General features: G+C 67.7%; 21 protein-coding genes. 5 read left to right on the top strand and 16 right to left on the bottom strand.

Annotated features, from left to right (window positions below; translation table 11 throughout):
* Positions 1 to 7 precede the first annotated feature (7 nt).
* The 5 genes from AC1C2T_RS15430 to AC1C2T_RS15410 all read right to left on the bottom strand — a co-directional run bounded on the left by AC1C2T_RS15430 (position 8) and on the right by AC1C2T_RS15410 (position 4,605).
* Positions 8 to 1,816 carry a peptidoglycan D,D-transpeptidase FtsI family protein gene (locus AC1C2T_RS15430; protein ID WP_495359777.1) on the bottom strand — a complete coding sequence of 603 codons (1,809 nt, stop codon included), beginning with the start codon at positions 1,814 to 1,816 and terminating at the stop codon, positions 8 to 10.
* Positions 1,817 to 1,840: 24 nt separating this feature from the next.
* Positions 1,841 to 2,434, bottom strand: a complete 594-nt coding sequence (ftsL, locus tag AC1C2T_RS15425) for a cell division protein FtsL (protein WP_495359776.1) — start codon at positions 2,432 to 2,434, stop codon at positions 1,841 to 1,843.
* Positions 2,431 to 3,384, bottom strand: a complete 954-nt coding sequence (rsmH, locus tag AC1C2T_RS15420) for a 16S rRNA (cytosine(1402)-N(4))-methyltransferase RsmH (RefSeq protein WP_495385900.1) — start codon at positions 3,382 to 3,384, stop codon at positions 2,431 to 2,433. Before rsmH ends, ftsL begins: the two co-directional genes overlap by 4 nt.
* Before the next feature lie 102 nt (positions 3,385 to 3,486).
* Positions 3,487 to 3,918: a division/cell wall cluster transcriptional repressor MraZ gene (gene mraZ / locus AC1C2T_RS15415; protein ID WP_115958231.1), complete on the bottom strand. Its 432-nt coding sequence runs from the start codon at positions 3,916 to 3,918 to the stop codon at positions 3,487 to 3,489.
* A gap of 300 nt (positions 3,919 to 4,218) precedes the next feature.
* Complete coding sequence (locus AC1C2T_RS15410; RefSeq protein ID WP_495359774.1) at positions 4,219 to 4,605, bottom strand: SCO2097 family morphological protein; 387 nt, start codon at positions 4,603 to 4,605, stop codon at positions 4,219 to 4,221.
* 75 nt (positions 4,606 to 4,680) lie between these two features.
* Between AC1C2T_RS15410 and AC1C2T_RS15405 the strand changes: the two genes are divergently transcribed.
* On the top strand, positions 4,681 to 5,793 hold the full coding sequence (locus AC1C2T_RS15405; protein ID WP_495385899.1) for a polyprenyl synthetase family protein: 1,113 nt from the start codon (positions 4,681 to 4,683) through the stop codon (positions 5,791 to 5,793).
* A 45-nt stretch (positions 5,794 to 5,838) separates the two neighbouring features.
* On the opposite strand, the gene AC1C2T_RS15400 is transcribed toward AC1C2T_RS15405, so the two are convergent.
* Positions 5,839 to 6,180, bottom strand: coding sequence for an Rv2175c family DNA-binding protein (locus AC1C2T_RS15400; RefSeq protein WP_495385898.1), 342 nt, complete (start codon positions 6,178 to 6,180; stop codon positions 5,839 to 5,841).
* A 174-nt stretch (positions 6,181 to 6,354) separates the two neighbouring features.
* Between AC1C2T_RS15400 and AC1C2T_RS15395 the strand changes: the two genes are divergently transcribed.
* Together AC1C2T_RS15395 and pknB are read left to right on the top strand one after the other, a co-directional pair.
* Complete coding sequence (locus AC1C2T_RS15395) at positions 6,355 to 7,620, top strand: LysM peptidoglycan-binding domain-containing protein (protein WP_495385897.1); 1,266 nt, start codon at positions 6,355 to 6,357, stop codon at positions 7,618 to 7,620.
* A 92-nt stretch (positions 7,621 to 7,712) separates the two neighbouring features.
* On the top strand, positions 7,713 to 9,647 hold the full coding sequence (pknB, locus tag AC1C2T_RS15390; RefSeq protein ID WP_495385896.1) for a Stk1 family PASTA domain-containing Ser/Thr kinase: 1,935 nt from the start codon (positions 7,713 to 7,715) through the stop codon (positions 9,645 to 9,647).
* Between the two features lie 100 nt (positions 9,648 to 9,747).
* Here the strand turns inward: pknB and AC1C2T_RS15385 are convergent, their stop codons facing one another.
* The 3 genes from AC1C2T_RS15385 to AC1C2T_RS15375 all read right to left on the bottom strand — a co-directional run bounded on the left by AC1C2T_RS15385 (position 9,748) and on the right by AC1C2T_RS15375 (position 12,913).
* On the bottom strand, positions 9,748 to 11,118 hold the full coding sequence (locus tag AC1C2T_RS15385) for a class II 3-deoxy-7-phosphoheptulonate synthase (protein ID WP_495385895.1): 1,371 nt from the start codon (positions 11,116 to 11,118) through the stop codon (positions 9,748 to 9,750).
* Between the two features lie 80 nt (positions 11,119 to 11,198).
* Complete coding sequence (locus AC1C2T_RS15380; protein WP_495359768.1) at positions 11,199 to 11,888, bottom strand: lysophospholipid acyltransferase family protein; 690 nt, start codon at positions 11,886 to 11,888, stop codon at positions 11,199 to 11,201.
* Positions 11,889 to 11,956: 68 nt separating this feature from the next.
* Positions 11,957 to 12,913, bottom strand: a complete 957-nt coding sequence (locus AC1C2T_RS15375) for an ROK family glucokinase (RefSeq protein WP_495385894.1) — start codon at positions 12,911 to 12,913, stop codon at positions 11,957 to 11,959.
* 150 nt (positions 12,914 to 13,063) lie between these two features.
* Here AC1C2T_RS15375 and AC1C2T_RS15370 point away from each other — a divergent pair, with 150 nt between their 5' ends.
* Complete coding sequence (locus tag AC1C2T_RS15370; RefSeq protein ID WP_495385893.1) at positions 13,064 to 14,896, top strand: AMP-dependent synthetase/ligase; 1,833 nt, start codon at positions 13,064 to 13,066, stop codon at positions 14,894 to 14,896.
* A 76-nt stretch (positions 14,897 to 14,972) separates the two neighbouring features.
* Here AC1C2T_RS15370 and def read toward each other — a convergent pair whose 3' ends face one another.
* The 3 genes from def to AC1C2T_RS15355 are packed head-to-tail and all read right to left on the bottom strand — an operon-like array spanning position 14,973 to position 20,309.
* The gene (gene def, locus AC1C2T_RS15365) at positions 14,973 to 15,464 is read right to left on the bottom strand and encodes a peptide deformylase (RefSeq protein ID WP_495385892.1); all 492 of its coding nucleotides are present in this window, start codon (positions 15,462 to 15,464) and stop codon (positions 14,973 to 14,975) included.
* An 11-nt stretch (positions 15,465 to 15,475) separates the two neighbouring features.
* Positions 15,476 to 16,867, bottom strand: coding sequence for a MinD/ParA family ATP-binding protein (locus AC1C2T_RS15360; RefSeq protein ID WP_495385891.1), 1,392 nt, complete (start codon positions 16,865 to 16,867; stop codon positions 15,476 to 15,478).
* A 37-nt stretch (positions 16,868 to 16,904) separates the two neighbouring features.
* The gene (locus tag AC1C2T_RS15355) at positions 16,905 to 20,309 is read right to left on the bottom strand and encodes a pyruvate carboxylase (protein WP_495385890.1); all 3,405 of its coding nucleotides are present in this window, start codon (positions 20,307 to 20,309) and stop codon (positions 16,905 to 16,907) included.
* Between the two features lie 75 nt (positions 20,310 to 20,384).
* On the opposite strand from AC1C2T_RS15355, the gene AC1C2T_RS15350 reads away from it, so the two are divergent.
* Complete coding sequence (locus AC1C2T_RS15350; protein WP_495359762.1) at positions 20,385 to 21,218, top strand: ParA family protein; 834 nt, start codon at positions 20,385 to 20,387, stop codon at positions 21,216 to 21,218.
* A 122-nt stretch (positions 21,219 to 21,340) separates the two neighbouring features.
* On the opposite strand, the gene AC1C2T_RS15345 is transcribed toward AC1C2T_RS15350, so the two are convergent.
* The 4 genes from AC1C2T_RS15345 to AC1C2T_RS15330 all read right to left on the bottom strand — a co-directional run bounded on the left by AC1C2T_RS15345 (position 21,341) and on the right by AC1C2T_RS15330 (position 23,845).
* Positions 21,341 to 21,895 carry a MerR family transcriptional regulator gene (locus tag AC1C2T_RS15345; RefSeq protein WP_495385889.1) on the bottom strand — a complete coding sequence of 185 codons (555 nt, stop codon included), beginning with the start codon at positions 21,893 to 21,895 and terminating at the stop codon, positions 21,341 to 21,343.
* Positions 21,896 to 22,006: 111 nt separating this feature from the next.
* Positions 22,007 to 22,702, bottom strand: coding sequence for a transcriptional regulator FtsR (ftsR, locus tag AC1C2T_RS15340; protein ID WP_495386129.1), 696 nt, complete (start codon positions 22,700 to 22,702; stop codon positions 22,007 to 22,009).
* Entirely contained in the window at positions 22,699 to 23,112 is a 414-nt protein-coding gene (locus AC1C2T_RS15335) for an FHA domain-containing protein (protein ID WP_495386128.1), read from the bottom strand. Before AC1C2T_RS15335 ends, ftsR begins: the two co-directional genes overlap by 4 nt.
* Before the next feature lie 109 nt (positions 23,113 to 23,221).
* Positions 23,222 to 23,845, bottom strand: coding sequence for a CDP-alcohol phosphatidyltransferase family protein (locus AC1C2T_RS15330; RefSeq protein WP_495385888.1), 624 nt, complete (start codon positions 23,843 to 23,845; stop codon positions 23,222 to 23,224).
* Between the last annotated feature and the right edge of the window lie 3 nt (positions 23,846 to 23,848).

The following is a 23,848-nucleotide window of genomic DNA, read 5'->3' as shown; positions in this document are numbered from 1 at the left end:
AACTTTCTCACCAGGTAGCTGGCAGCTCGGGCGCCGGGGCGCCGGATGGAACGGTCCGGTACTTCTTCAGCACCTGGCTCATCACCTCTTGGAAGACGGGAGCGGATGCGGCGGACGAATTCATCTTAACGGCATTCATGTAGCTCACCGAAACGACGAACTGGGGGTCATCAGCGGGCGCGAAGCCCGACACGGAGACGAGATACTCCTTGAGGTAACCGCCGTTGCCGTCAGGTACCTGGGCCGTTCCGGTCTTCGCCGCGACGCGGTAGCCGGGGATGTTCCATTCGTCGGAGAGCCAGGCATCCTGGTACACGCGCTCGAGCATCTGGCTCGTCTGCCCTGCGGCCTCTGGGGAGATGACTTGGGTGCCCTGCGACGGCGGTGTGGTTGCGGTGCCGTCATCGCTGACGCAGCCGTCGACGAGGCTGACCGGCATGCGCACTCCGCCGTTGGCGATGGTCTGGTAGGCGCTCGCGATCTGCACGGCGGTCGTCGTGAGGCCCTGACCGAACATCGTGGCGTACTTCGTCTGGTTGTCCCAGTCCTCATCGGGGTCGCCGTGCAGATCGCCGGGCTCCTCGGCCGGGAAGCCGACCTCGGTCTCGGCCCCGAGACCGAACTTGAGCATGTCGTCGTAGCGCGCTCGGTCGGTCATCAACTCGCCGAACTTCGACATTCCGGTGTTCGACGACTCGATGAGCACGCCGGTGAGCGTGAGCTGCTGGTCGTCGTGACGGGCGCTGTCATTGATGTCGGCCCCGTTCGAGGGCTTGTATCGGTACGGCGCGACGACCTGGCTGAGCGGGTCGGCTTTGCCCGCATTGATGACGGATGCCGCGGTGAGAGCTTTGAACGTCGAGCCCGGCTCGAACGGCGCGGTGAACGACCGCGATCCGCGATCGTCCTTGTCGGTGGCGGCGGGGTCGTTCGGGTCGACGGTCGGCACGTCGGCCACGGCGAGGAGTCGACCGGTCTTGACTTCCATGACGGTGACCATCGCCCACGAGGCGCCGACGGCCTGGCGTTGCGCCTGGGCGATGCGCTGTACTTCCCACTGCAGGTCGGTGTCGATCGTGAGCTTCAGCGTGCCGCCGTTGCGTGCCTGCTTGTGCACGGTCTCGGTGCCGGGGATCTTCACCCAGTCCTGCAGGCTGTGCAGCCAGCTGACCTTGCCGTTCTCGCTCGCGAGACACTCGTTCTCAGAGAGCTCGAGTCCGGCCGCGGGCTCGCCGTCGGTGCCGACCCAGCCGAGCAGGTTGCCAGCGACGGCGCCGTTGGGGTAACGGCGGCTGGGGTGCTCGTCAGCGTAGACCCACGGGATCTCGAGTGCTTTCACCCGCTCGTAGGTCTCGGTGTCGACGAGCTTGGCGACGTAGGCGTAGTCGGCGTTCGCGTTCTCGGCGAGCTCTGATGTGATGATGCCCTGCACCTGGTCGCCGGTCAGGCCGACTTCGGCGCCGAGTTCGGCAGCGAGGTCGGCCATTGGCACCTCGACGTCCTTGAGCTCGCCTGGCTTGTCGGGGTCGGGCACTTCGCGCTCGACGACCGCCTTCGACGCCTGCTTCGGCGAGAGCACGATGTCGTACCGCATCACGCTGTCGGCGAGCACCTTGCCGTTGGCGTCGACGATGTCGCCTCGCGCCCCATGGACCGTGACCGGTTGGGAGCGCGCGTCCTGGGCCTGCTCATTGAGTTCCGACGCCCGCACGACCTGGATGTCGACGAGGCGCACGACGAAGACGCCGACCACTGCGACGAGCACGGCCGCGGAGAAGAGGATCCGCCGCATCGGGTGACGGCTGGTGCGGTTCATCGAGCCTTCCCAATGGTCGTACGGTCAGTGCGTGGCGGGAGTCGGCAGACCCCCGTCGGCGGGCGGTGCTGCCGGTGCGCCAGCAGGTACGTCGGCCGCCGCATCGCCGGGAACTCCCCCGGTCGGAGTCTCTCCTGACGGCTGCTCGGCGCCAGGCGGCACGCCGTCGATCAATGCATTCGGGACGAGCGGCGCGGATGCACCCGCGCCGCCCGATGCTGCGGTGGGCTGGCCGAGCACCGCACCATCGGAAAGTCGGAGGTACACGGGGCTCGAGTTCGGCACCATGCCGAGCCCCTCGGCCTTCGTCGCGAGGAACTGGGGAGACTCGACGCGGTCGAGGTCCTCTGCGAGCGTTGCCTCTTCGCGGGCGAGCGCCGCTTGGCGCGTCTGCAGCGCGTCGATGTCGTATGCCCCTTGAGTGACGGCGATCGAGAGCAGCAGCTGGGCGACGATGATGGCGGCGACTCCCCCGAGGGCGATGACGGCGTAGGCGAGTCTCGGCTTCGCGCGAACGGCACGGACGGCGCGTTCGGGCGCCGGTCGAAGACGCCGCGGTGCGCGGTCGGGGGTGCCCCGGCGCGGCACGGGGAGGGACTGGATGGGCACAGCACTCATGACGGCCTCCGCACTCGTTCGGCTGCGCGCAGTCGCACCGGCTTCGCACGCGGGTTCTCCGCCTGCTCAGCCTCGCTCGCGAGCTCGGCGCCCCGCACGAGGAGTTTGAACACGGGGCGGTGTTCGGGCAGCTCCATCGGCAGTCCGGCAGGGGCAGTGGAACTCGATGCGGCGCTGAGCGCGCGCTTGACGATGCGGTCCTCGAGCGATTGATAGGCCAGCACGACGATGCGACCGCCGACGGCGATCGTCTCGAGTGCTGCGGGCATGGCCTGCTCGAGCACCGACAATTCTTCGTTGACCTCGATGCGAAGTGCCTGGAAGACGCGCTTGGCGGGGTGCCCCTGACGTTGCACGGCGACCGGGGTCGCGGTCTGGATGACGGCGACGAGCTCGGATGAACGGGTGATCGGAGCATCCGCTCGTGCCTTGACGATGGCTCGTGCATATCGCGCAGCGAGCTTCTCTTCGCCGTAGTCGAGGAAGATGCGGCGCAGTTCCTCTTCACTCTCTTCAGCGATGACGTCGGCGGCGGTGCGACCACTCGTGAAGTCCATGCGCATGTCGAGCGGGGCGTCTTTCGAATACGCGAAGCCGCGCTCGGCCCGGTCGAGCTGGAGCGAGGAGACGCCGAGGTCGAAGAGCACGCCCTGCACTTCGCGGAACCCCTCCGACCGCACAGCGCGCTCGATGCCGTCGTAGACCGTGTGCACGAATCGAGCGCGGTCGCCGAACTTCGCGAGTCGTTCGCGTGCGATGGCGAGTGCATCGGTGTCGCGGTCGAGGCCGATGACGGTGAGCTTCGGGAACCGCTCGAGAAGCGCGGCCGCGTGACCGCCCATGCCGAGCGTCGCGTCGACGAGCACGGCGCCGTCGCCCTCGATGGCAGGGGCCAGGAGCTCGAGCGTGCGCTCGAGCATGACCGGGGTGTGAATGCGTTCGATGTCCATGATCTGCCTTGCCTTCCGGGCCTCGGGTTCCGATCCCCATCCGTTCGTCCTGATGCGGGGAAGTGCACCAGGCGCGGCCGGCTGGGAGTCGGAGCCCGAGGTTCAGAAGAGTCCGGGGATCACCTCCTCCGCCGTGTCCGCGAAGGCCGCCTCTTGCTCGGCGAGGTAGGTCGCCCATGCCGTCGCGTCCCAGATCTCCACACGGCTGCCCGTACCGATGACCGTGAGGTCGCGGTCGAGGCCCGCGTACGCACGAAGCGTTGCGGGGATGGTGACGCGATGCTGCTTGTCAGGGGTCTCCGCAGAAGCCCCCGAGAGGAAGACGCGCATGTAATCGCGCGCCTGCTTGCTCGTTACCGGGGCTTGGCGGATCTTGTCGCTCATGCTCTCGAACTCCCGTGCGCTGAACACGTAGATGCAGTGCTCTTGCCCGCGCGTGAGCACGAGGCCGCTCGAAAGCTCCTCCCGGAACTTCGCCGGAAGAATGACACGGCCTTTCTCATCAAGCTTTGGTTCATAGCTACCGAGGAACACCACATCACCCCCTTTCCTCCGGCCAGAATCCAGGTAACCCCACTTTACTCCACTCTCATCCACCAATCAACGACATTCGCTCGTTTTCCTCGTCAACCGCCTGTGAGTTTCCCGGCAACAGTGGGAAAGCCTGGCGTGGAGTGGAGTGGAGGGAGTTGCGCCGCGCCCGGCAGGGAACGGGCGTGATCGGCGACGGATGGCTCCGGCCGGGCGGTCCGATCGAACGATCTCGACGCCCGGCGCACGAAAAAACGGGCCGATCCGAAGATCGACCCGTTCAGGTGGTGGAGAGTGGAGGGATCAGTCGCGGCCCTCCTGGCGGCGATCCCAACGATCGTTCATGCGGTCCATGAAGCCGCCGCCCGAGCGGCGGCTACCCTGGGCCGCGGCGGCGGGCTCGGCAGGTGCGGCCGTGGCAGCGCCCCGCTTCGACGGCGTGATAGCGACGAGCACACCCGCGAACATCAGGGCGAACCCGATGACGCCGACGATGAGCAGTTGCGATGCCACCCCCGCAATGAGTGCGCCGGCACCGGCGACGGCGAGAAGTACACCGAGCACGATCGCCCGGTAGTTCGGTCGGCGACCTCGAACGCCGCCGACTGCTTGCACGAAGTCGGCGTCATTGCGATAGAGGTTCCGCTCCATCTCTTCGAGAAGACGTTGTTCCTGCTCTGAAAGCGGCATCTCACTCCCCTCAGGCTTCGGGATCGGCGCATCCGAGTTCATTCTAGCCCTGCCCCGCCTCGCTAGGCTAGGCAGGTGGCTCACGGTTCCCGACTGATCGATTTGGTGCACGAACGCATCGAGGATTTCCTCGCCGAACGCACCTCCATTCTCCGCTCGATCAGCCCCGACCTCGAGCCGCTCGATGAGTTCTCAAGGCGCTTTCTCAGCGGAGGCAAACGTTTCCGGGCATTGTTCTGCTACTGGGGCTGGGAAGCCGTCGGAGCACACGGGTTCGACCCGTTCGCCGCCGACAACGGGCGCGACCGGTTCTCCATCGTCTCCGCGGCGTCCGCGCTCGAGATGTTCCACGCCGCCGCCCTGCTGCACGATGACATCATCGACAACTCCGATACGCGGCGCGGTGCTCCGTCGGCCCATCGGCTCTTCGAGCAATTGCACACGGATTCCCGCTGGGCAGGCAGCTCCCCCGACTTCGGCCGTGCCGCGGCGATCCTGCTCGGCGACCTACTGCTCGGGTGGAGCGACGAGCTCCTCGACGAGGGCCTCTCGCCGCTGCCCGATCGCGAAGCCGCGCGCGCCGCGCGCGGCGAGTTCATGCGCATGCGCACAGAGGTGACGGCCGGTCAGTATCTCGACATCCTCGAAGAACGCGCCTGGCTCGCCCAGCCCGAATCGGAACAGCGGCTCCGCGCCGAGCGCGTCATCATCTACAAGTCGGCCAAGTACAGCGTCGAGGCGCCCCTCGTGATCGGCGGTGCGATCGCCGGAGCCACGAGCGCCCAACTCGGCGCCCTTCGAGCGTTCGGCCTGCCGCTCGGCATCGCCTATCAGCTGCGCGACGACCTGCTGGGCGTCTTCGGCGACCCGGAGGTCACCGGCAAGCCGAGCGGCGACGACCTGCGCGAAGGCAAGCGGACCATCCTCATCGCCATCGCCCGCGAACGACTCGCACCCGGCCAGCGTCGACTGCTCGACGAACTCCTCGGCGACCCCGACCTCGCGCCCGAACAGGTGCGGATGCTGCAGCGCACGATCCGTGAGTGCGGCGCGGTCGACGAGGTCGAAGCGCTCATCACCACGAATGTCGCGAAGGCGATGGCGGCGCTCGAGGACGCACCGCTCAGTCGCGATGCCCGAGCCGAGCTCGGTTCACTCGCCAAGACGGTCACCCGTCGGGCGAGCTGAATCACCGAGCCCGCGAGCGCCGCGAGGCGCCGGGACGGCTTCGGATCAGGCGAGGGCTTGCGCGATGCGTCGTACCTCGGCCTTTCGGCCCGCCCTGAGGGCGGCGATCGGCGAGGTGCCGAGACTGTCTTCCTCGGCGAGCATCCACTCGAGTGCTTCGGTGTCGGTGAAGCCCGCGTCGGCGAGCACGTTCGCCGTACCGTGCAGTTCGGGCAGGGGCGCATCGTCTCGGATGAACGCCGAGGGCACCTTCAGGACACCGTCGACCCGCGTGGCGAGCAGATGCCTGTCGTCGATGAGTCGGCGGATGCGACTCGGGCTCTGCCCGAGCATCTCGACGAGGTCGGGAACAGTCAGCCAGTCGGTCTCGGCAGCAGCATCGGTCACGGATCAAGACTGCCATGACCTGGGCCCACTCCGGAACCCGGACTTGAGCGAGAGCGGCCGCAGGGCGCCGCGGCACGGCTTCACCGGACTCGCGCGGAGGTGTTTGACTCGTCCGAGGGGCTATGCGACGGTTGCCGCGGGGGCCGGGAGCAGCGCGCCGGCGAAGGGGGAACGATGTCGTACGAAGCCGAGACCGAACCTGAACCCGACCCGACGGCTCGTTCGCGACGGGCGGAGTTCGACATGCCACGCCGCCGTCGAGGCATCCGTCGACTGATCACGCTGCCGCTCGCGGTCGCCTCGACGATCGCCGTCACGCTCGGCATCGCACAGCCCGCCGAGGCAGTGCCTCAATCGGCGAAACGGCTGCTGAAGGCGAAGGCTGCGAGTGCATCGACCACCCCGCCCGCGTCGAGTGAGGCATCGGCCGCCACCGTGCCCGGCGAAGTGACCGTCGGCGACGGCGACACTGTGAGCGGCATCGCCGAACGATACGGCGTTGCCACCGCCGACATCCTGGCGTTGAACGGACTCGGTTGGTCGAGCCTGATCTTCCCGGGCCAGCGACTCGCCCTGCCCGGCGACAGCGCGGCGTCGGCACCCGCTCCTGCGCCCGCACCTGTCGCCACCGAACTCTCCCGCCACACTGTCGCCGCAGGCGACACGCTGAGCGGAATCGCCGCGGCCTACGGGCTCTCGCTCGACCAGGTGCTCAGCGTCAATGGGCTCAGCCGGCAGAGCCTGATCTTCCCCGGTCAGTCGATCGTGCTGCCTCCCGGGGCCGGCGAAGTGGATGCGCCGGCCCCGGCTGCACCGGCACCCGCACCGCAGCCGCCCGCCGACCCGGTCACCGCCGACACCCATGTCGTCGTGGATGGCGACACGCTCTGGGATATCGCGGCGCGCCACGATATCGGCGTGCAGGAACTCATCGCGGCCAACGGACTCGATGCTTCCGGGGTCATCCGCGCAGGGCAGGTACTGCGCATCGCCCGGCCCGTCGCCATTGTGGCCGTCGCGTCGGTGAGTGTCGCCCTCACCGACGAGATGCGCGCCAACGCTCGAATCGTCATCGACGTCGGCCGCGCACTCGGCGTTTCCGACCAGGGCATCGTCATCGCCCTCGCCTCGGCCGCACAGGAATCAGGACTGAAGAACTCGAGCCACGGCGACGCCGACTCGCTCGGGCTCTTCCAGCAACGTCCGAGTCAAGGCTGGGGCACCGTCGAGGAGGTACTCGACCCGGTTCGGGCGTCGACGGCGTTCTATGGGGGCGCCGCGAACCCGAATCCCGGGCGCACCCGGGGGCTCCTCGACATCGTGGGCTGGGAGGCGCTGACCGTCACGCAGGCCGCGCAAGCCGTGCAGTTGAGCGCACACCCCGACCACTACGCGAAGTGGGAGGCGTCGGCGAGGGCCTGGCTCTCCGAGCTCGGCTGATCGGTGGTCCCGCTCATCACGATGGGATTGCGATCGGCGCGCCGTCGGCGTTTGCGCCGACTGCGGCATATACCTCTTCGTAGACTCGAAGGGTGACCACCGCGCCCGCAGATCCCATGATCGGCCGTCTCATCGACGGCCGCTATCAGGTGCGCTCGCGGATCGCTCGCGGCGGCATGGCCACTGTGTACCTCGCGACCGACCTGCGCCTCGAGCGCCGGGTCGCGATCAAGATCATGCACGGCCATCTCGCCGACGACAACACGTTCAAGACGCGCTTCGTGCAAGAGGCTCGCTCGGCCGCGCGACTGGCCCACCCGAACGTCGTGAACGTCTTCGATCAGGGCCAAGACGCCGACATGGCCTACCTCGTCATGGAATATCTGCCGGGCATCACGCTCCGCGACCTGCTGAAGGATTACAAGAAGCTCACGCCCGAGCAGACCGTCGACATCATGGACGCCGTGCTGTCAGGGCTGGCAGCCGCGCACAAGGCCGGCATCGTGCATCGCGACCTCAAGCCCGAGAACGTGCTGCTCGCCGACGACGGGCGCATCAAGCTCGGTGATTTCGGCTTGGCACGGGCCGCCAGCGCGAACACCGCGACCGGGCAGGCACTGCTCGGCACGATCGCCTACCTCTCCCCCGAACTCGTCACCCGTGGCGTCGCCGACGCTCGCAGCGACATCTACGCCGTCGGCATCATGATGTACGAGATGCTCACGGGCGAGCAGCCCTACGTCGGCGAAGCGCCGATGGCGATCGCATACCAGCACGCGAACGACCAAGTACCCACGCCGAGCTCCAAGAACCCCGCGGTGCCGGTCGAACTCGACGAGCTCGTGCTCTGGGCGACGGCCCGCGACCCCGAGGAGCGACCGAACGACGCTCGCGAGATGCTCGACCGTCTGCGCGAGGTCGAGCCGTCGATCCGTTCATCGCACCTTCCGCTCTCCACCCAGGCGACGATGGTGCTGCCCGCTTCGGCGCTGCCTGCCGGTGCTGCGACAGCGGAGACCCGCGTGCTCAACGGTGGCGGGGCAGCGGCATCGATCGCCTCGACAGCGACCCTCGAGGCATCCGACGGCGACGACACCGCCGCGCTCGCGAAGAATGCAGATCGCCGCAAACGGCGCGGCTATTGGATCCTCACCCTCGTCGTCCTCCTCACCGGCCTCGCCGCAGGCACCGGCTGGTACTTCGGCGCGGGGCCGGGTGCGCTCACCCAGGTGCCCGAGACCGCGACCCTCGCACCCGACAGCGCGACGACCTTGCTCGAAGAGGCCGGGTTCACGGTCGAGCCCGCCGAACGTAACGACCCCGTGGTGCCGATCGGCCAGGTCTCGGGCACAGACCCCGAAGCCGGATCGCAGGCACAACGCGGCTCGCTCGTCACGCTCTACGTCTCGAAGGGGCCGAGCATCCTGCCGGTTCCCGAGGTGCGAGGCTCCCCCTCCGCCGAAGCCCGCGCCGCGCTCAGCGACTTCACGGTCGCCGAAGGCAGCGCCATGCAGTTCTCGACCGATTTGCCGGCCGACCTCGTCATCGACGTGCTCGACGCCGACGGCAATGCGGTCGGCGCAGAGTACCCCGAACTCGGCAAGCTCACCCTTGTGGTCTCGGCCGGCGCCGTGCCCGATGTCGTCGGCATGCCCAGGGCGGAGGCCGAGGCCGCGCTCGCCGCCGCGGACCTGACCATGAACGAGGTCGGCTCCGAGTTCGACAACTCCGGTGCCATTCCGGCCGACGCCGTGTTGAGCGCGAGTGCGAACACCGATCCCGTGCGACCCGCCGACTCGATCGATGTGGTCATCTCGAAGGGCCAAGACCTCGTGAGCGTGCCGAACGTCGTCGGCATGAAGCTCTCCGATGCGATCGAGGCGCTCGAGGCGGCGGAGTTCACCGTCGCACACAGCTTCCCTACACCGTTCCTGGCGTTCGTCACCGTGACCTCGCAAGACCCCGCCGCGGACGCGCAGGCAGTGCGCGGGAGCGCAGTGAAGCTCGTCGGCACGCTCACGCTCTGAGCAGATCGGAGCGGAACGGATCGGACGAACGGCCTGACGCCGGCCGCCCGCTCACGAGCGGTGCGCGGGGCACCCGCCACCGGACGCCCCGCGCTCCAACTCAGCGAGCTGCGAGTTCCTCGGCCACGAGGAAGGCCAGCTCGAGCGACTGCATGTGGTTGAGGCGCGGGTCGCAGAGCGACTCGTAGCGCGTCGCCAAGGTCTCTTCGTCGATGTGCTCGGAGCCGCCGAGGCACTCCGTGACATCGTCGCCGGTCAACTCGACGTGGATGCCGCCCGGGTGCGTTCCGGCGTCGCGATGCGCCTCGAAGAAGCCCTTGACCTCGTCGACGACGTCGTCGAAGCGACGCGTCTTGTAGCCGTTGGGCGTGGTGATGCCGTTGCCGTGCATCGGGTCGGTGACCCACACCGGGTTGGCATCGCTCACCTTGATGGCTTCGAGGAGTGGCGGCAGCGCGTCGCGGATCTTGCCGGCACCCATGCGCGTGATGAAGGTGAGGCGGCCGGGCTCGCGCTCAGGGTCGAGCTTCTCGACGAGCTCGAGCATGGTCTCGGGTGTCGTCGACGGGCCGAGCTTCACGCCGATCGGATTGCGCACCCGCGAGAGGAAGTCGACGTGTGCGCCGTCGAGCTCGCGCGTACGCTCGCCGATCCAGATGAAGTGGGCCGACGTGTCGTACGGCGTGCCCGTACGCGAGTCGATGCGAGTCATGGGCCGCTCGTAGTCCATGAGCAGGCCTTCGTGGCCGGTGTAGAACTCCGTGTGCTTGATCGCTTCGAAGTCGGCGCCGCACGCCTCCATGAACTTGATCGCGCGGTCGATCTCGCGGGCCATGGTCTCGTAGCGAGCGTTGGCGGGGTTGGACGCGAACCCCTGGTTCCACGAGTGCACCTGCCGGAGGTCGGCGAACCCGCCCTGGGTGAACGCACGGATGAGATTGAGGGTCGAGGCGGCGGTGTGGTAACCCTTGATGAGCCGCGCCGGATCGGCGGCACGGGACTCGGGCGTGAAGTCGTACCCGTTCACGATGTCGCCGCGGTAGGCGGGAAGCGTGACATCTCCGCGAGTCTCGCTGTCGCTCGAGCGGGGCTTGGCGAACTGACCCGCCATGCGACCCATCTTCACGACCGGCATCGACGCGCCGTAGGTGAGCACGACCGCCATCTGCAGCACGGTCTTCACACGATTGCGGATCTGGTCGGCCGTGGCGCCCGCGAAGGTCTCGGCGCAGTCGCCGCCCTGGAGCAGGAAGGCTTCGCCTCTGGAGGCCGCGGCCAGACGGTCGCGCAAGATGTCGACCTCGCCCGCGAAGACGAGCGGCGGCAGCGTTGAGAGTTCAGCGGATGCCGCGTGGGCGGCCTCGGGCGAAGGCCACGTCGGCTGCTGCTTGATGGGGAGGGTGCGCCAATAGTCGAGGCCGGCAATCACGGAGGGATCTGCATTCACGACCGGCTCGACGAGCTCTACCACGGGATGTCCTGAGGGATTCGGGCGCACGATCGCGCCGGGAAAGAGAAAGGCGACGCACGTTGCGCCGCCGCTGAACGAGCCTATCGCGATTGCGGAGCGCGCTTCTCCTTGACCGAACTGGCGTAGACGTCGACGTATTCCTGACCACTCAGCCCGCGGAGGTCGTAGACGAGCTCGTCGGTCACGGAACGCAGCACGAATCGGTCGCCCTCGAGCCCCTCGAAGCGACTGAAGTCGATCGGCTCGCCGAGGATGATGCCGATGCGTCGCACCTTCGGCAGGCGCGTGCCGATCGGCATCACGTGCTCGGTGCCGATCATCGCCACCGGGATCACGGGGACACCGGCTTCGAGCACCATGCGGGCGACACCGGTGCGCCCTCGATACAGCTTGCCGTCGGGGCTGCGGGTGCCTTCGGGGTAGATGCCGAGGATCTTGCCGTCGCCGAGCACGCGCAGCCCTGTCTCGAGCGACGCCTCGGAGGCCCTGCCGCCCGATCGGTCGATCGGGAGCTGCCCTGCCGATTTGAGGAACAGTCTCGTCGCCCAGCCCTTCAGTCCCTTGCCCGTGAAGTACTCGCTCTTGGCGAGGAAGGCGACCGGGCGGTCGACGATGAGCGGCAGGAAGATCGAGTCGATGAACGAGAGGTGGTTGGAGGCGAGCACGACGGGCCCCTCTTTGGGCACGTTCTCGAGGCCGACGACCCACGGTCGGAAGATCGAGAGGAGGATCGGCCCGATGACGAGGTGCTTCATGATCCAGTAGAACACCCTGAAGCTCCTTCCCACTGCGGCAGCGACCCGGCCGAGCGTCGCCGATTCAGCCTAGCGCCGGCGGCTCAGGCGTGCTCGGCGACCCAGACTCGCGCGAGGTCGGCCGCGCCGACGACCCCGGCGTCGTTGACGAGTTCGGCGATCACGAAGTCGGCTTCGGGGTGGTAGCCGCGGGCCGGCAGGTGTTCGAGAAAGGCCGCGCGGATCGGCTCGAGCAGCAGCTCTCCGGCCGCCGCAACCCCACCACCGAAGACGAAGCGCTGCGGATCGAGCACCGCCGAGAGACTCGCCGCGGCCTGCCCGAGCCAGTGGCCCAACTGGCGCAGCGCAGCGATCGCACCGGGGTCGCCGGACTCGATGAGCGCGCCGACGAGGTGCCCGTCGAGTCCGCCGTGCTCGGTGCGTACCCGCGCAAGGTTCTGGCCGATGCCGCCGGCATCGGCGATCTCGTTCGCCATGCGCAGCAGCGCCCGGCCCGAACCGTACTGCTCGATGCACCCGCGCTGGCCGCACCCGCACGCAAGCCCGTCGGGCACCACCCTGAGGTGACCGAGTTCCGCACCGGCGCCGAAGCCCCCACGGAAGAGGCGATCGCCGGCGACGATCGCGCCGCCCACCCCGGTGCCGATCGTGAGCATCACCATGTCGCTGACCATGCGGCCCGCCCCGAACCGGAACTCCGCCCAGCCCGCCGCGTTGGCGTCGTTGTCGACGACCACGGCAGTGCCGACCCGGGCTTCGAGCTTCTCGCGGAAGGGCTCGTTGCGCCAGTCGATGTTCGGTGCGTAGTAGACCGTGGAGTGCGCCGCATCGACGAAACCCGCCGCCGCCACCCCGATCGCCACGATCTCGGCCTCTGCACCGGCGCGCAGGGAATCGATCATTCGCACGACCGCGTCTTCGAGCAGTCTCGCGTCACCGGCCGGCGTGGCGACTCGCTCGTTCGCGACGATGTTGCCGAGCTGGTCGACGACCGCTCCGGCGATCTTCGTTCCACCGATGTCGATTCCGATCGCGTGCACCAGGAGGCTGCCTTTCAGATGGGGACGAGCGTGATCGAGCCGAGACCTGGGGCCGCACGAGCAACGACTAGAGTGTAGTAGACCCCCATTGCCGCGGTTCGCGCTGGTACCCGAGCCGCGTGCAACCCTCCCGGTGCCGAAGGAGCTACCGTGATCGAATTCGCCACCCCACCTGTGGTTGCCGCCGACCCCGAGGCGAACACCACAGACCTGCTGGTCGACCGCGTCGCTGCGACGCCCGACTCCGTGCTGTTCTCGCTCCCGACCACTGACGGCGGCTGGACTCCGGTCACCACCAAGGAGTTCTACGACCAGGTCATCGCACTCTCGAAAGGGCTCGTCGCGGCCGGCATCCAGCCGGGCGACAAGATCGGTCTGATGTGCAAGACCCGATACGAGTGGACCCTGATCGACTTCGCGACCTGGTTCGCCGGCGCCGTGCTCGTGCCGGTGTACGAGACGAGTGCGCCCGCCCAGGTGCGCTGGAACCTCAGCGATTCCGGCGCGATCGCCCTCATCGTCGAAACGCCCGACCATTTCACACGCTTCGACGAGGTGCACCCCGATCTCCCGTTGATCCGCGAAACCTGGCAGATCGACCTCGGCGACCTCGACAAGCTCATCGCCGGCGGCACCGAGGTTCCCGACGAAGAGATCGAGCGTCGTCGCAGCCTCGCGGTGGGCTCCGACATCGCCACGCTCATCTACACCTCCGGCTCGACCGGTAGGCCTAAGGGGTGCGTGCTCACCCACTCGAACTTCGTGGAGCTCTCCCGCAACTCCGCGGTCGCCCTCAGCGAGGTCGTGTCCGACCCCGGCGGCGCCTCGACGCTGCTCTTCATCACGACAGCGCACGTGTTCGCGCGCTTCATCGCGGTGCTCTCCGTGCACGCCGGCGTGCGCGTCGGCCACCAGCCCGACACCAAGCAGCTCCTCCCCTCGCTGGCGAGCTTCAAGCCGACATTCCTGCTCGCAGTGCCGCGAGTCTTCGAGAAGGTCTACAACGTCTCCGAGCAGAAGGCCGAAGCCGGCGGCAAGGGCAAGATCTTCCGTTCCGCCGCCGACACCGCGGTCGCCTACTCGACCGCGAAAGAGAGTGGCAAGGTCCCCTTCGGCCTGAAGCTCAAGTTCAAGCTCTTCGACACCCTCGTCTACTCCAAGCTGCGCGCGGCGATGGGCGGCAATGTCAAGTACGCCGTGTCGGGCTCCGCCCCGCTCGGCCCGCGCCTCGGCCACTTCTACCACGCCCTCGGCATCACGATCCTCGAGGGCTACGGCCTCACCGAGACCACGGCGCCCGCAACGGTGAACCTCGCGAACAAGTCGAAGATCGGCACGGTCGGCCCCCCGCTCCCCGGTGTCGCCGTACGCCTCGCCGACGACGGTGAGATCCAGGTCAAGGGCATCGATGTCTTCAAGGAGTACTGGAAGAACCCCGAGGCGACCGCAGCGTCGTTCGACGGTGAATGGTTCATTACCGGTGACATCGGCTCGTTCGACGCCGACGGCTTTCTCACGATCACGGGGCGCAAGAAAGAGATCATCGTCACAGCGGGTGGCAAGAACGTCGCCCCCGCCACGCTCGAAGACCCCATTCGCGCGAACCCGCTCGTGGGCCAGATCATCGTCGTCGGCGACAAGAAGCCGTTCATCTCGGCGCTGATCACCCTCGACCCCGAGATGCTGCCCGTCTGGCTCAACAACAACGGTGAAGATGCCGGCATGTCGATCGACGAGGCGACCGTCAACCCGGCGGTGCTCGCCGAGGTGCAGCGTGCGATCGATGCGGCCAACGAGACCGTCTCGCGTGCAGAATCGATCCGCAAGTTCACCTTGCTCGCGATCGAGCTCACCGAAGAGAGCGGCCACCTGACGCCGAAGATGAGCATCAAGCGCAACATCATCCTCGCCGACTTCGCACCGCACGTCGAGGCGATGTACTCGGGCGCACCTGCGACCGAGGGCCACTCGATCGTGCACTGAGTTCGATCAGGGACTGCTTCACGAAACGACGAAGGCCCCGCTCGCGGGGCCTTCGTCGTCGGTGGGTGCTCGCGAGTCAGAACCAGTCCGACTCGCGAATCTCCTTCATCGCCAGACGCCGTTCGGCCTTCTCGAGGCGGTCGATGTACAGCAGACCGTCGAGATGGTCGGTCTCGTGCTGCAGGGCCTGGGCCATGAGCCCCGTGCCCGAAACCTCGATCTCGTTGCCGTCGAGGTCGATGCCGCGTACGCGGGCGAACGGATGCCGCGGCGTCTTGTGCCAGAGCCCCGGAACCGAGAGGCAACCCTCGTCGATGAGCTCTTTCTCGCCGGTGACCTCGACGATCTCGGGGTTCAAGATGTAGCCGACCTCACCGTCGACGTTGTAACTGAACGCGCGCAGGTTCACGCCGATCTGCGAGGCGGCCACACCTGCGCGGCCGGGAACTCTCACGCTGTCGAGCAGATCGGTCACGAGTGCGCGCACACGCTCGTCGACCTGTTCGACGGGGGCGGAGACGGTCTTCAAGACAGGGTCGCCGAACAGGCGAATGGGTCGTTCGGGCAATGGTTCTCCGTTCAGTGCTCGCGCTCGGCGGGCATGCCTTCCACCACGAGCGCCGCGAGCTCACGAGCCGCGTGCTGGGTGACGGGTCGCAGTTCGTGCCAGTTCACGACGGAACCGGCCGCGAGCTGCGGGTCATAGGGAATGCGCACGATCTCGCGCACTCGGGACTGGAAGTGCGCCTCGATCTCGTCGACCTTGACGAGGTGCGTGCCCTGGGTCGCGAGGTTGATCGCCACGATGGCATTGCGCACGAGTTCACCGTATCCGTTTGCCTCGAGCCAAGTCAGCGTCTCGGACGCGAGACGGGCCTCGTCGACGCTGCCGCCCGAGACGATCACAACCGAGTCGGCACGCTGCAGCGTGGCACGCATGACGGAGTGCACGATGCCGGTGCCGCAATCGGTGAGCACGATCGAGTAGTACCGCGCGGCAAGGCCGGCGACGACGTTGTAGTCGTTGTCGTCGAACGCCTCGGACAGTGTCGGGTCGGTGTCGGAGGCGAGGATGTCCAGACGAGTCTCATCGCGTGAGACGAACCTGGAGAAGTCGGTGTACCCGCCGATCGACGAGGCTTTCGCCACTACGTCGCGCACGGTCTCGCGGGTCTGGCGGTCGACGCGTTCAGCGAGGGTGCCGCGGTCGGGATTGGCATCGATCGCGATGATGCGGTCGTCGCGCGCGTTGGCGAGGGCCATACCGAGCAGCGCCGTTATGGTCGTCTTGCCGACTCCACCCTTTCGGGTGAGCACCGGCACGAAGCGCGCGCCACCCTCGAAACGCTTCTGGATGCGGTGGCTCAGGGCCTTGTGCGCCTGCACCTTCGCCGAATCACCGAGGTTGACCAGGTGGAGGGATGCCTCGTAGACGAACCGGTTCAGGCCGCCCTGCGGCGCGGGCCGAGTCGTGCGGTTCAGGTCGATGAGCCGATCGGCGGTCAGCGAATCAGCGGTCTCGGGCACCTCTGGCGGGAGCTGCGGTTCACCGGGGACATCGACAACCGCGACATGGCTGCCCGTGTCAGTGCTCACCCGCTCGCGGCGGAGTTTCGATGCGTCGGAGGCGAGCAGCGCGCTATATGGCGAGGGCTCACGCCGCGCAGCACCGCGGTATCCGGCACCGGCGAGAGCCGGAGTGATGACCTCGACGGAAGTGGTACTGCTGCCACCGCCGACCAGGCTGCCGGGATTGACCGCGACGTCGTCGATCGCAACTGCGACCTCGTCGTCGGGCATCTCGTGCACCGGTGCCGGCGGCAGGTCGACCCGAACGTTCGGGTTCTCTGCCAGCTCCGCTCCCGAGTGCGCGCCGGTGGCGGCGAGCCTGCGGCCGCGATCGAGCGCCGACGTACGTGTTGCCGAACCGCGACGCGTCGCAGCTTCTTCTTCGAACTTGTCTTCAGCCACCGATACCCCTCCTCATCAGTGTCAACCAACGCCCAGCTTAGCGCGGGCGCACCACGACGAGCAGGTCACCCGCTTCGACCTGCTGCGTCTTGGGGATCGCGACCCGCTCGACGACGCCCGCGATGGGCGAGGTGATGGCGGCCTCCATCTTCATCGCCTCGATCGAAGCGACGCTCTGGCCGGCCGCGATCTCGGTGCCGGCCTCGACCTGCAGGGTCACCACGCCGGAGAACGGCGCGGCGATCTGTCCGGGCTGAGAGGCATCCGCCTTCTCGGCCGTGCGCGTCTCGACGACGATGGAACGATCGCGAACGAAGACCGGCCGCAGCTGGCCGTTCAGGATGGTCATGACGGTGCGCATGCCCTTGTCGTCGGCTTCGCCGATCGCCTCGAGACCGGCGTAGAGGCGCACACCCGTGTCGATCTCGACGACGTGCTCGGCGCCCTGGCGGAGTCCGTAGAGGTAGTCGGCCGTATCGACCACCGACAAATCGCCGAAGAGTTCGCGAATCTGCTCGTACTGACGTGTGGGCGCCGGGAAGAGGAGGGCGTTCAGCGTCGCCCGCCGCGTCCCGCTGTCGGCCTCGAGCGCCGCGTGTTGCTCCGCGGTGAGCTCCGTGACGCCGATGCGGATGTCTTTGCCCGCGAGCACCTTGGTGCGGAACGGCTCCGGCCATCCGCCGGGCAGGTCGCCCAGCTCGCCGGCCATGAATCCGATGACGGAGTCGGGCACGTCGTACTTCTCGGGGTTCGCTTCGAAGTCGTCGGGGTCGGCCTTGACCGCTGCCAGGTGGAGGGCGAGGTCGCCGACGACCTTCGAGGACGGCGTCACCTTCGGCACCCGGCCGAGGATGCGATCGGCGGCCGCGTACATGTCTTCGATGAGTTCGAAGTCGTCGGCCAAGCCCAGCGCGATCGCCTGCTGTCGGAGGTTCGACAGTTGTCCACCCGGGATCTCGTGGTGGTACACGCGACCTGTGGGACCGGGCAGACCAGACTCGAACGGGCGGTAGAGGCGGCGCACGGCCTCCCAGTAGGGCTCGAGGTCGGAGACGGCGTCGAGCGAGATGCCGGTATCGCGTTCGGTGTGCGCGAGCGCGGCGACGAGCGACGACGCCGAAGGCTGGCTCGTCGTGCCGGCCATCGGTGCGCTCGCGACGTCGACGGCATCGACGCCCGCGCGGCTTGCCGCGAGCAACGTCGCCAGCTGGCCGCCAGCGGTGTCGTGGGTGTGCAGGTGCACCGGGAGGTCGAAACGTTCGCGGAGGGCCGTCACGAGCTTCTCAGCGGCGGTGGGCCGCAAGAGGCCGGCCATGTCCTTGATCGCGAGCACGTGCGCTCCGGCGTCGACGATCTGCTCGGCGAGACCGAGGTAGTAGTCGAGCGTGTAGAGATCTTCGGCCGGATCGAGAAGATCGCCGGTATAGCACAACGCGACCTCGGCGACGGCGTGCCCGGTCGAGAGCACCGAATCGATCGCCGGGCGCATCTGCGAGATGTCGTTGAGCGCGTCGAAGATGCGGAAGATGTCGACGCCGGTGGCCGCGGCCTCGCGCACGAACGCATCGGTGACCTCGGTCGGGTACGGCGTGTACCCGACCGTGTTGCGGCCTCGAAGCAGCATCTGGATGTTGATGTTCGGCAGTGTCTCCCTGAGCGCAGCGAGGCGCGCCCAGGGGTCTTCTCCGAGGAAGCGGAGGGCGACGTCGTAGGTCGCGCCGCCCCAAGCCTCGACCGAGAGGAGCTCGGGAGTCATCCGAGCGACGTAGGGCGCCACCGCCACGAGATCGCGAGTGCGCACGCGGGTCGCGAGGAGCGACTGATGCGCGTCGCGGAATGTCGTCTCGGTCACGGCAAGCGGAGTCTGCGCGCGAAGCGCCTGTGCGAAACCGACTGGGCCGAGTTCGAGGAGGCGCTGGCGCGATCCCGCCGGTGCCGGGGTCGTGAGGTCGATCGGAGGCAGCTTCTCGACCGGGCTGACGGTCGTCGGTGCCGCTCCGTTCGGCTGGTTCACCGTGACATCCGCAAGCCAGTTCAGGATCTTGGTGCCGCGGTCCTTCGAGACACGCCCGCGCACGAGCTGCGGGCGCTCGTCGATGAACGACGTGCTGAGGTCTCCGGCGACGAACGCCGGGTCTTCGAGGACTGCCTGGAGGAACGAGATGTTCGTCGAGACACCGCGGATGCGGAACTCGGCAAGGGCTCGCTTGGCGCGTGCCACCGCGGCCGGGTAGTCGCGTCCGCGGCACGTGAGCTTCGCGAGCATCGAGTCGAAGTGGGGGCTGATCTGGGCACCGGGGTTGATCGTTCCGCCATCGAGGCGGATGCCGGCACCGCCCGGAGACCGGTACGTGGTGATCTTGCCGGTGTCGGGCCGGAACCCGGCGGTCGGGTCTTCAGTCGTGATGCGGCACTGCAACGCGGCACCGCGGAGCCGGATCGACTCCTGCGCCAAGCCGAGGTCGGCGAGCGACTCCCCCGCCGCGATTCGGATCTGCGAGACCACGAGGTCGACATCGGTGACCTCTTCGGTGACCGTGTGCTCGACCTGGATGCGCGGATTCATCTCGATGAAGACATGCTCGCCCGCGCGCTCGCCCACCGTGTCGAGGAGGAACTCCACGGTGCCGGCGTTCACGTAGCCGATCGACTTCGCGAAGGCGATCGCGTCGCGGTAGAGCGACCGGCGCACCTCGTCGGAGAGGTTCGGCGCGGGCGCGATCTCGATGACCTTCTGGTGGCGGCGCTGCACCGAGCAGTCGCGTTCGAAGAGGTGCACCGTCTCGCCGGATGCATCCGCCAGCACCTGCACCTCGATGTGACGGGGCCGGAGCACCGCCCGCTCGAGGAACATCGTCGAGTCGCCGAAGGCGCTGTCGGCCTCGCGCATCGCCTCCTCGAGGGCGGCGCGCAGATCATCCTTCGTGTTCACCCGGCGCATGCCGCGTCCGCCACCGCCGGCGACGGCCTTGGCGAAGATCGGGAAGCCGACCTCGTCGGCCTGGCCGATGAGCGTTTCGATGTCGCGCGACGGCGGTGTCGACTTCAGCACTGGCACGCCTGCGGCGATCGCGTGTTCTTTCGCGGTGACCTTGTTGCCGGCCATCTCGAGCACCCGCTTCGGCGGACCGATGAAGGTGATGCCCGCGGCCTCGGCTGCCTGCGCGAGCTCGGGGTTCTCCGAGAGAAACCCGTATCCCGGGTAGATCGCGTCGGCGCCCGACAACTTCGCCACGCGGATGATCTCGGTGACGTCAAGATACGCGCGCACCGGATGCCCCGGCTCTCCGATCTGGTACGCCTCGTCGGCCTTCAGGCGGTGCAGCGAGTTGCGGTCCTCGAACGGGTACACCGCGACCGTCTTCGCACCGAGTTCGACAGCGGCACGGAACGCACGGATGGCGATCTCGCCGCGATTGGCAACCAGGATCTTCGTGAACATGCAGACCTTTCAGACGGGTTTCCGCACAGCGAACGTTTAGGTATCGCCCGAGTAGTAAAGGTAACGTATCTGTTCGTGCACGTACTCAGCGTCAGTTCTCTGAAGGGCGGTGTCGGCAAGACGACCGTCACCCTCGGACTGGCGTCGGCAGCGTTCGCGCGCGGCGTCCGTACCCTCGTCGTCGACCTCGACCCGCAGTCCGACGTTTCGACCGGTATGGACATCCAGGTCGCCGGTCATCTCAACGTCGCCGACGTGCTCGCCTCCCCGAAGGAGAAGATCGTTCGATCGGCCATCGCGCCGAGCGGATGGGCGCGATCGAACCCGCAGTCGACGATCGACGTGATGATCGGCAGCCCGTCGGCGATCAACTTCGACGGGCCGCACCCGTCGATTCGCGACATCTGGAAGCTCGAAGAAGCGCTCGCGAACGTCGAAGCCGACTACGAACTCGTGCTCATCGACTGCGCACCGTCGCTGAACGCGCTGACACGTACCGCGTGGGCCGCGAGCGACCGGGTGGCGGTCGTCACCGAGCCGGGGCTCTTCTCCGTCGCTGCGGCCGACCGGGCGCTCCGAGCGATCGAAGAGATCCGCCGTGGCCTATCTCCTCGACTGCAGCCGCTCGGCATCATCGTGAACCGCGCGCGCGTGCAGTCGCTCGAGCACCAGTTCCGCATCAAGGAGCTGCGCGACATGTTCGGCCCGCTCGTGCTCTCGCCCCAGCTGCCCGAGCGCACGTCGCTGCAGCAGGCGCAGGGTGCCGCGAAGCCGCTGCACATGTGGCCCGGAGAGAGTGCCGAAGAGATGTCGGCGCACTTCGACCAGCTGCTCGAGCGCGTGCTGCGCACCGCGCACATCGGCGAGTTCGCCGGCCTGCCGCTCGACAGCCCGACACCCTTCGCCTGAACGCGGACCAACTCCCCAGACGCTCAGTCGTGCAGACGCTCAGTCGTGCAGACGCTGAGTCGTGCAGACGCTGAGTCGTGCAGACGCTCAGTCGCAGTGACGAGCAGTCGGCTGCGTGATCGTCAGGAGATCTTGCGCGGGCGTTCGCCGCGTCGCGCAGCGAGCTCGTCGAGCGGATCGGCCGGCTGCGTGTTGATCTCGACGAGAGTCGTCTCGACCTCTCGCAGCACCTTGCCGACGGCGATGCCGAACACACCCTGGCCGCGGTTGACGAGGTCGATGACCTCATCGTCGGATGTACACAGGTACACGCTCGCGCCGTCGCTCATGAGGGTCGTCTGCGCGAGGTCGTCGATGCCGGATTCTCGGAGCTGGGAGACGGCCGTACGGATCTGCTGAAGTGAGATGCCGGTGTCGAGCAAACGTTTCACGAGCTTCAGCACGAGAATGTCGCGGAATCCGTAGAGTCGCTGCGTTCCGGAACCCGCTGCACCGCGCACCGTCGGCTCGACGAGTTGCGTGCGCGCCCAGTAGTCGAGCTGTCGATAACTGATGCCCGCAGCTCGAGCCGCGACCGCGCCCCGATACCCGGTGGCGTCATCGTGGACGGGCATGCCGTCGGTGAAGAGCAACCCGAGGTCGTAGCGCGAGCGTGGAGTCCGGTCGAGCTTACTCATCCGATTCGCCCCTCACTCTCGCGCCGGCACCCGTCGACGCGAGTTCCACGCTACCGAGGGCGACAGCCTCTGTCGAACACATCGGGCCGAACGTCACGGCGTGTCGCGACATCATCTCGCGAGCTTGCCGAGCGAGGCACGCACGACGCTCGCGTGCACCGCCTCGAGGTGACCCGCGAGCTCGAGACCGTGTTCGACGGCACGAGCCTTGTCTGCGGCATCCGCTCGCCGCGACGGCGCGATCGCACGCTCGACGAGCGCCGCCTCGCGCTCGGCCGCGGCTCGTACTCCGCGGAGATGGCGTGGCTCGATGCCCACCGCGCGGAGTGCGACGAGCGAGCGGAGCACACCGAGCGCCTCGTCGCCGTAGTACTCGGCTGCAGGCAGCAGCGACGTCGAGACGGCGTCGTCGAGCAGCGCGTTCGTCGCGCCGGCCTGTGCAATGAGTTCGTCACGTCGGAACCTGCGGGCACCGGCGAGGAACGCCGCGGCACTCGTCGCCCCAGGCAGAGCCGGCGTCTCGCCCGCGTCGATCGCCTCGAGGTGCGCGCGAATCACCTTGAGCGGCAGGTAGTGGTCGCGCTGCATCGACAGCACGACCGTGATGCGCTCCACATCGACGGTGGAGAACTTGCGATAGCCTGCCGCGGTGCGCGCCGGCGAGACGAGACGTTGCTCTTCGAGGAACCGCAGCTTCGACGGAGTCAGCTCGGGGAATTCGGGCTGAAGTCGGGCGAGAACCTGACCGATGCCCAGCAGTGGCGCCTGGCCGCTCGCGCGCGTGGACGCAGCGGGAGCTGCCACTATTCGCTCGCCACCGGAGCCAGGTCGCGGCGTGAGGCGTAGAAGGTGAGGCGGAACTTGCCGATCTGCACCTCTGCACCATCGCTCAGTAGGGCCGTCTCGATGCGCACGCCGTCGTAGTAGGTACCGTTCAGCGAGCTGAGGTCGCGCACCTCGAACGCACTGCGGTGCCGTACGAACTCCGCGTGCTTCCGCGAGACGGTGACGTCGTCGAGGAAGATGTCGGCGTCTGGGTGACGACCGACGACTGTGACGTCGGTGTCGAGGAGGAATCGGGCGCCGCTGTTCGGGCCCCGACGAACGATGAGCAACGCCGACCCCGAGGGGAGCGCAGCGATCGCCTCCTGCTCTTCAGCGGTGATGTCGGCGTCGAGCGCGCTCAATTGCGCCGCCGTCTCACGGCTGAAGCCGATGGTCGAATCGGTCGCACCGTCGACCGCAGCCTGCGTCGACGTTGCCGTCGACGGTTCGCCACCGGTCTCGTTCGTGCCACCGGCCTGAGTAATGTCGGAATCCGCCACACTAACCTCCCTGTCCCAGCGTATCCGATCGAGGCTCGTCTGCCACCCGCGGAATACGGATGACGCGAGCGGTCTCGATCGCGTAGATGATCCCGGCCCACCAGTAGAGGAAGGCCCCCCACAGGGTGATCGCCCAGCCGACCGGCTGGCTGATGTCGGCGACGACCGGGAATGCGAGCCCGAGCATGATCACGGGCAGGCCGAAGAACAGCGCGAAGGTCGCGACCTTGCCGAGCTGATGCACGGGCAGCGGCCCGTATCCGTGGTTCGCGAGCACGACGCCGAGGGTGAGCAGGAAGACGTCGCGAGCGACGATCACGACGACGATCCACCAGGGCACGAGACCCTGGGCGGCGAGCCCCACGAGAGCGGCGAAGATGTACAGCCGATCGGCGGCAGGGTCGAGCAGCTGCCCGAGCCTGGTCACCTGCCGGAGGCGCCTCGCGAGGTATCCGTCGAGCAGGTCGGTGAAGCTCGCGACGATCAGCACGATGAGCGAGACGACGTAGTCACCGCGCACGATGAAGACGAGGAAGACCGGAACGAGGGCGAGTCGGAGCATGCTGAGGATGTTCGGGATCGTCCAGATCTCCGAACCGACGACCCCCGCGCGCTCCCCAGCCACGAC

It is taken from the genome of Agromyces sp. Y558, assembly GCF_059445415.1.
This window is presented reverse-complemented; position numbering and strand designations above follow the sequence as displayed.

Coding starts and splice junctions, on each gene's coding strand:
- ftsL (WP_495359776.1), bottom strand. CDS start 2,434: ATGAGTGCTGTGCCCATCCAGTCCCTCCCCGTGCCGCGCCGGGGCACC.
- AC1C2T_RS15430 (WP_495359777.1), bottom strand. CDS start 1,816: ATGAACCGCACCAGCCGTCACCCGATGCGGCGGATCCTCTTCTCCGCG.
- AC1C2T_RS15410 (WP_495359774.1), bottom strand. CDS start 4,605: ATGCCGCTTTCAGAGCAGGAACAACGTCTTCTCGAAGAGATGGAGCGG.
- AC1C2T_RS15355 (WP_495385890.1), bottom strand. CDS start 20,309: ATGTTCACGAAGATCCTGGTTGCCAATCGCGGCGAGATCGCCATCCGT.
- AC1C2T_RS15395 (WP_495385897.1), top strand. CDS start 6,355: ATGTCGTACGAAGCCGAGACCGAACCTGAACCCGACCCGACGGCTCGT.
- rsmH (WP_495385900.1), bottom strand. CDS start 3,384: ATGGACATCGAACGCATTCACACCCCGGTCATGCTCGAGCGCACGCTC.
- AC1C2T_RS15345 (WP_495385889.1), bottom strand. CDS start 21,895: ATGAGTAAGCTCGACCGGACTCCACGCTCGCGCTACGACCTCGGGTTG.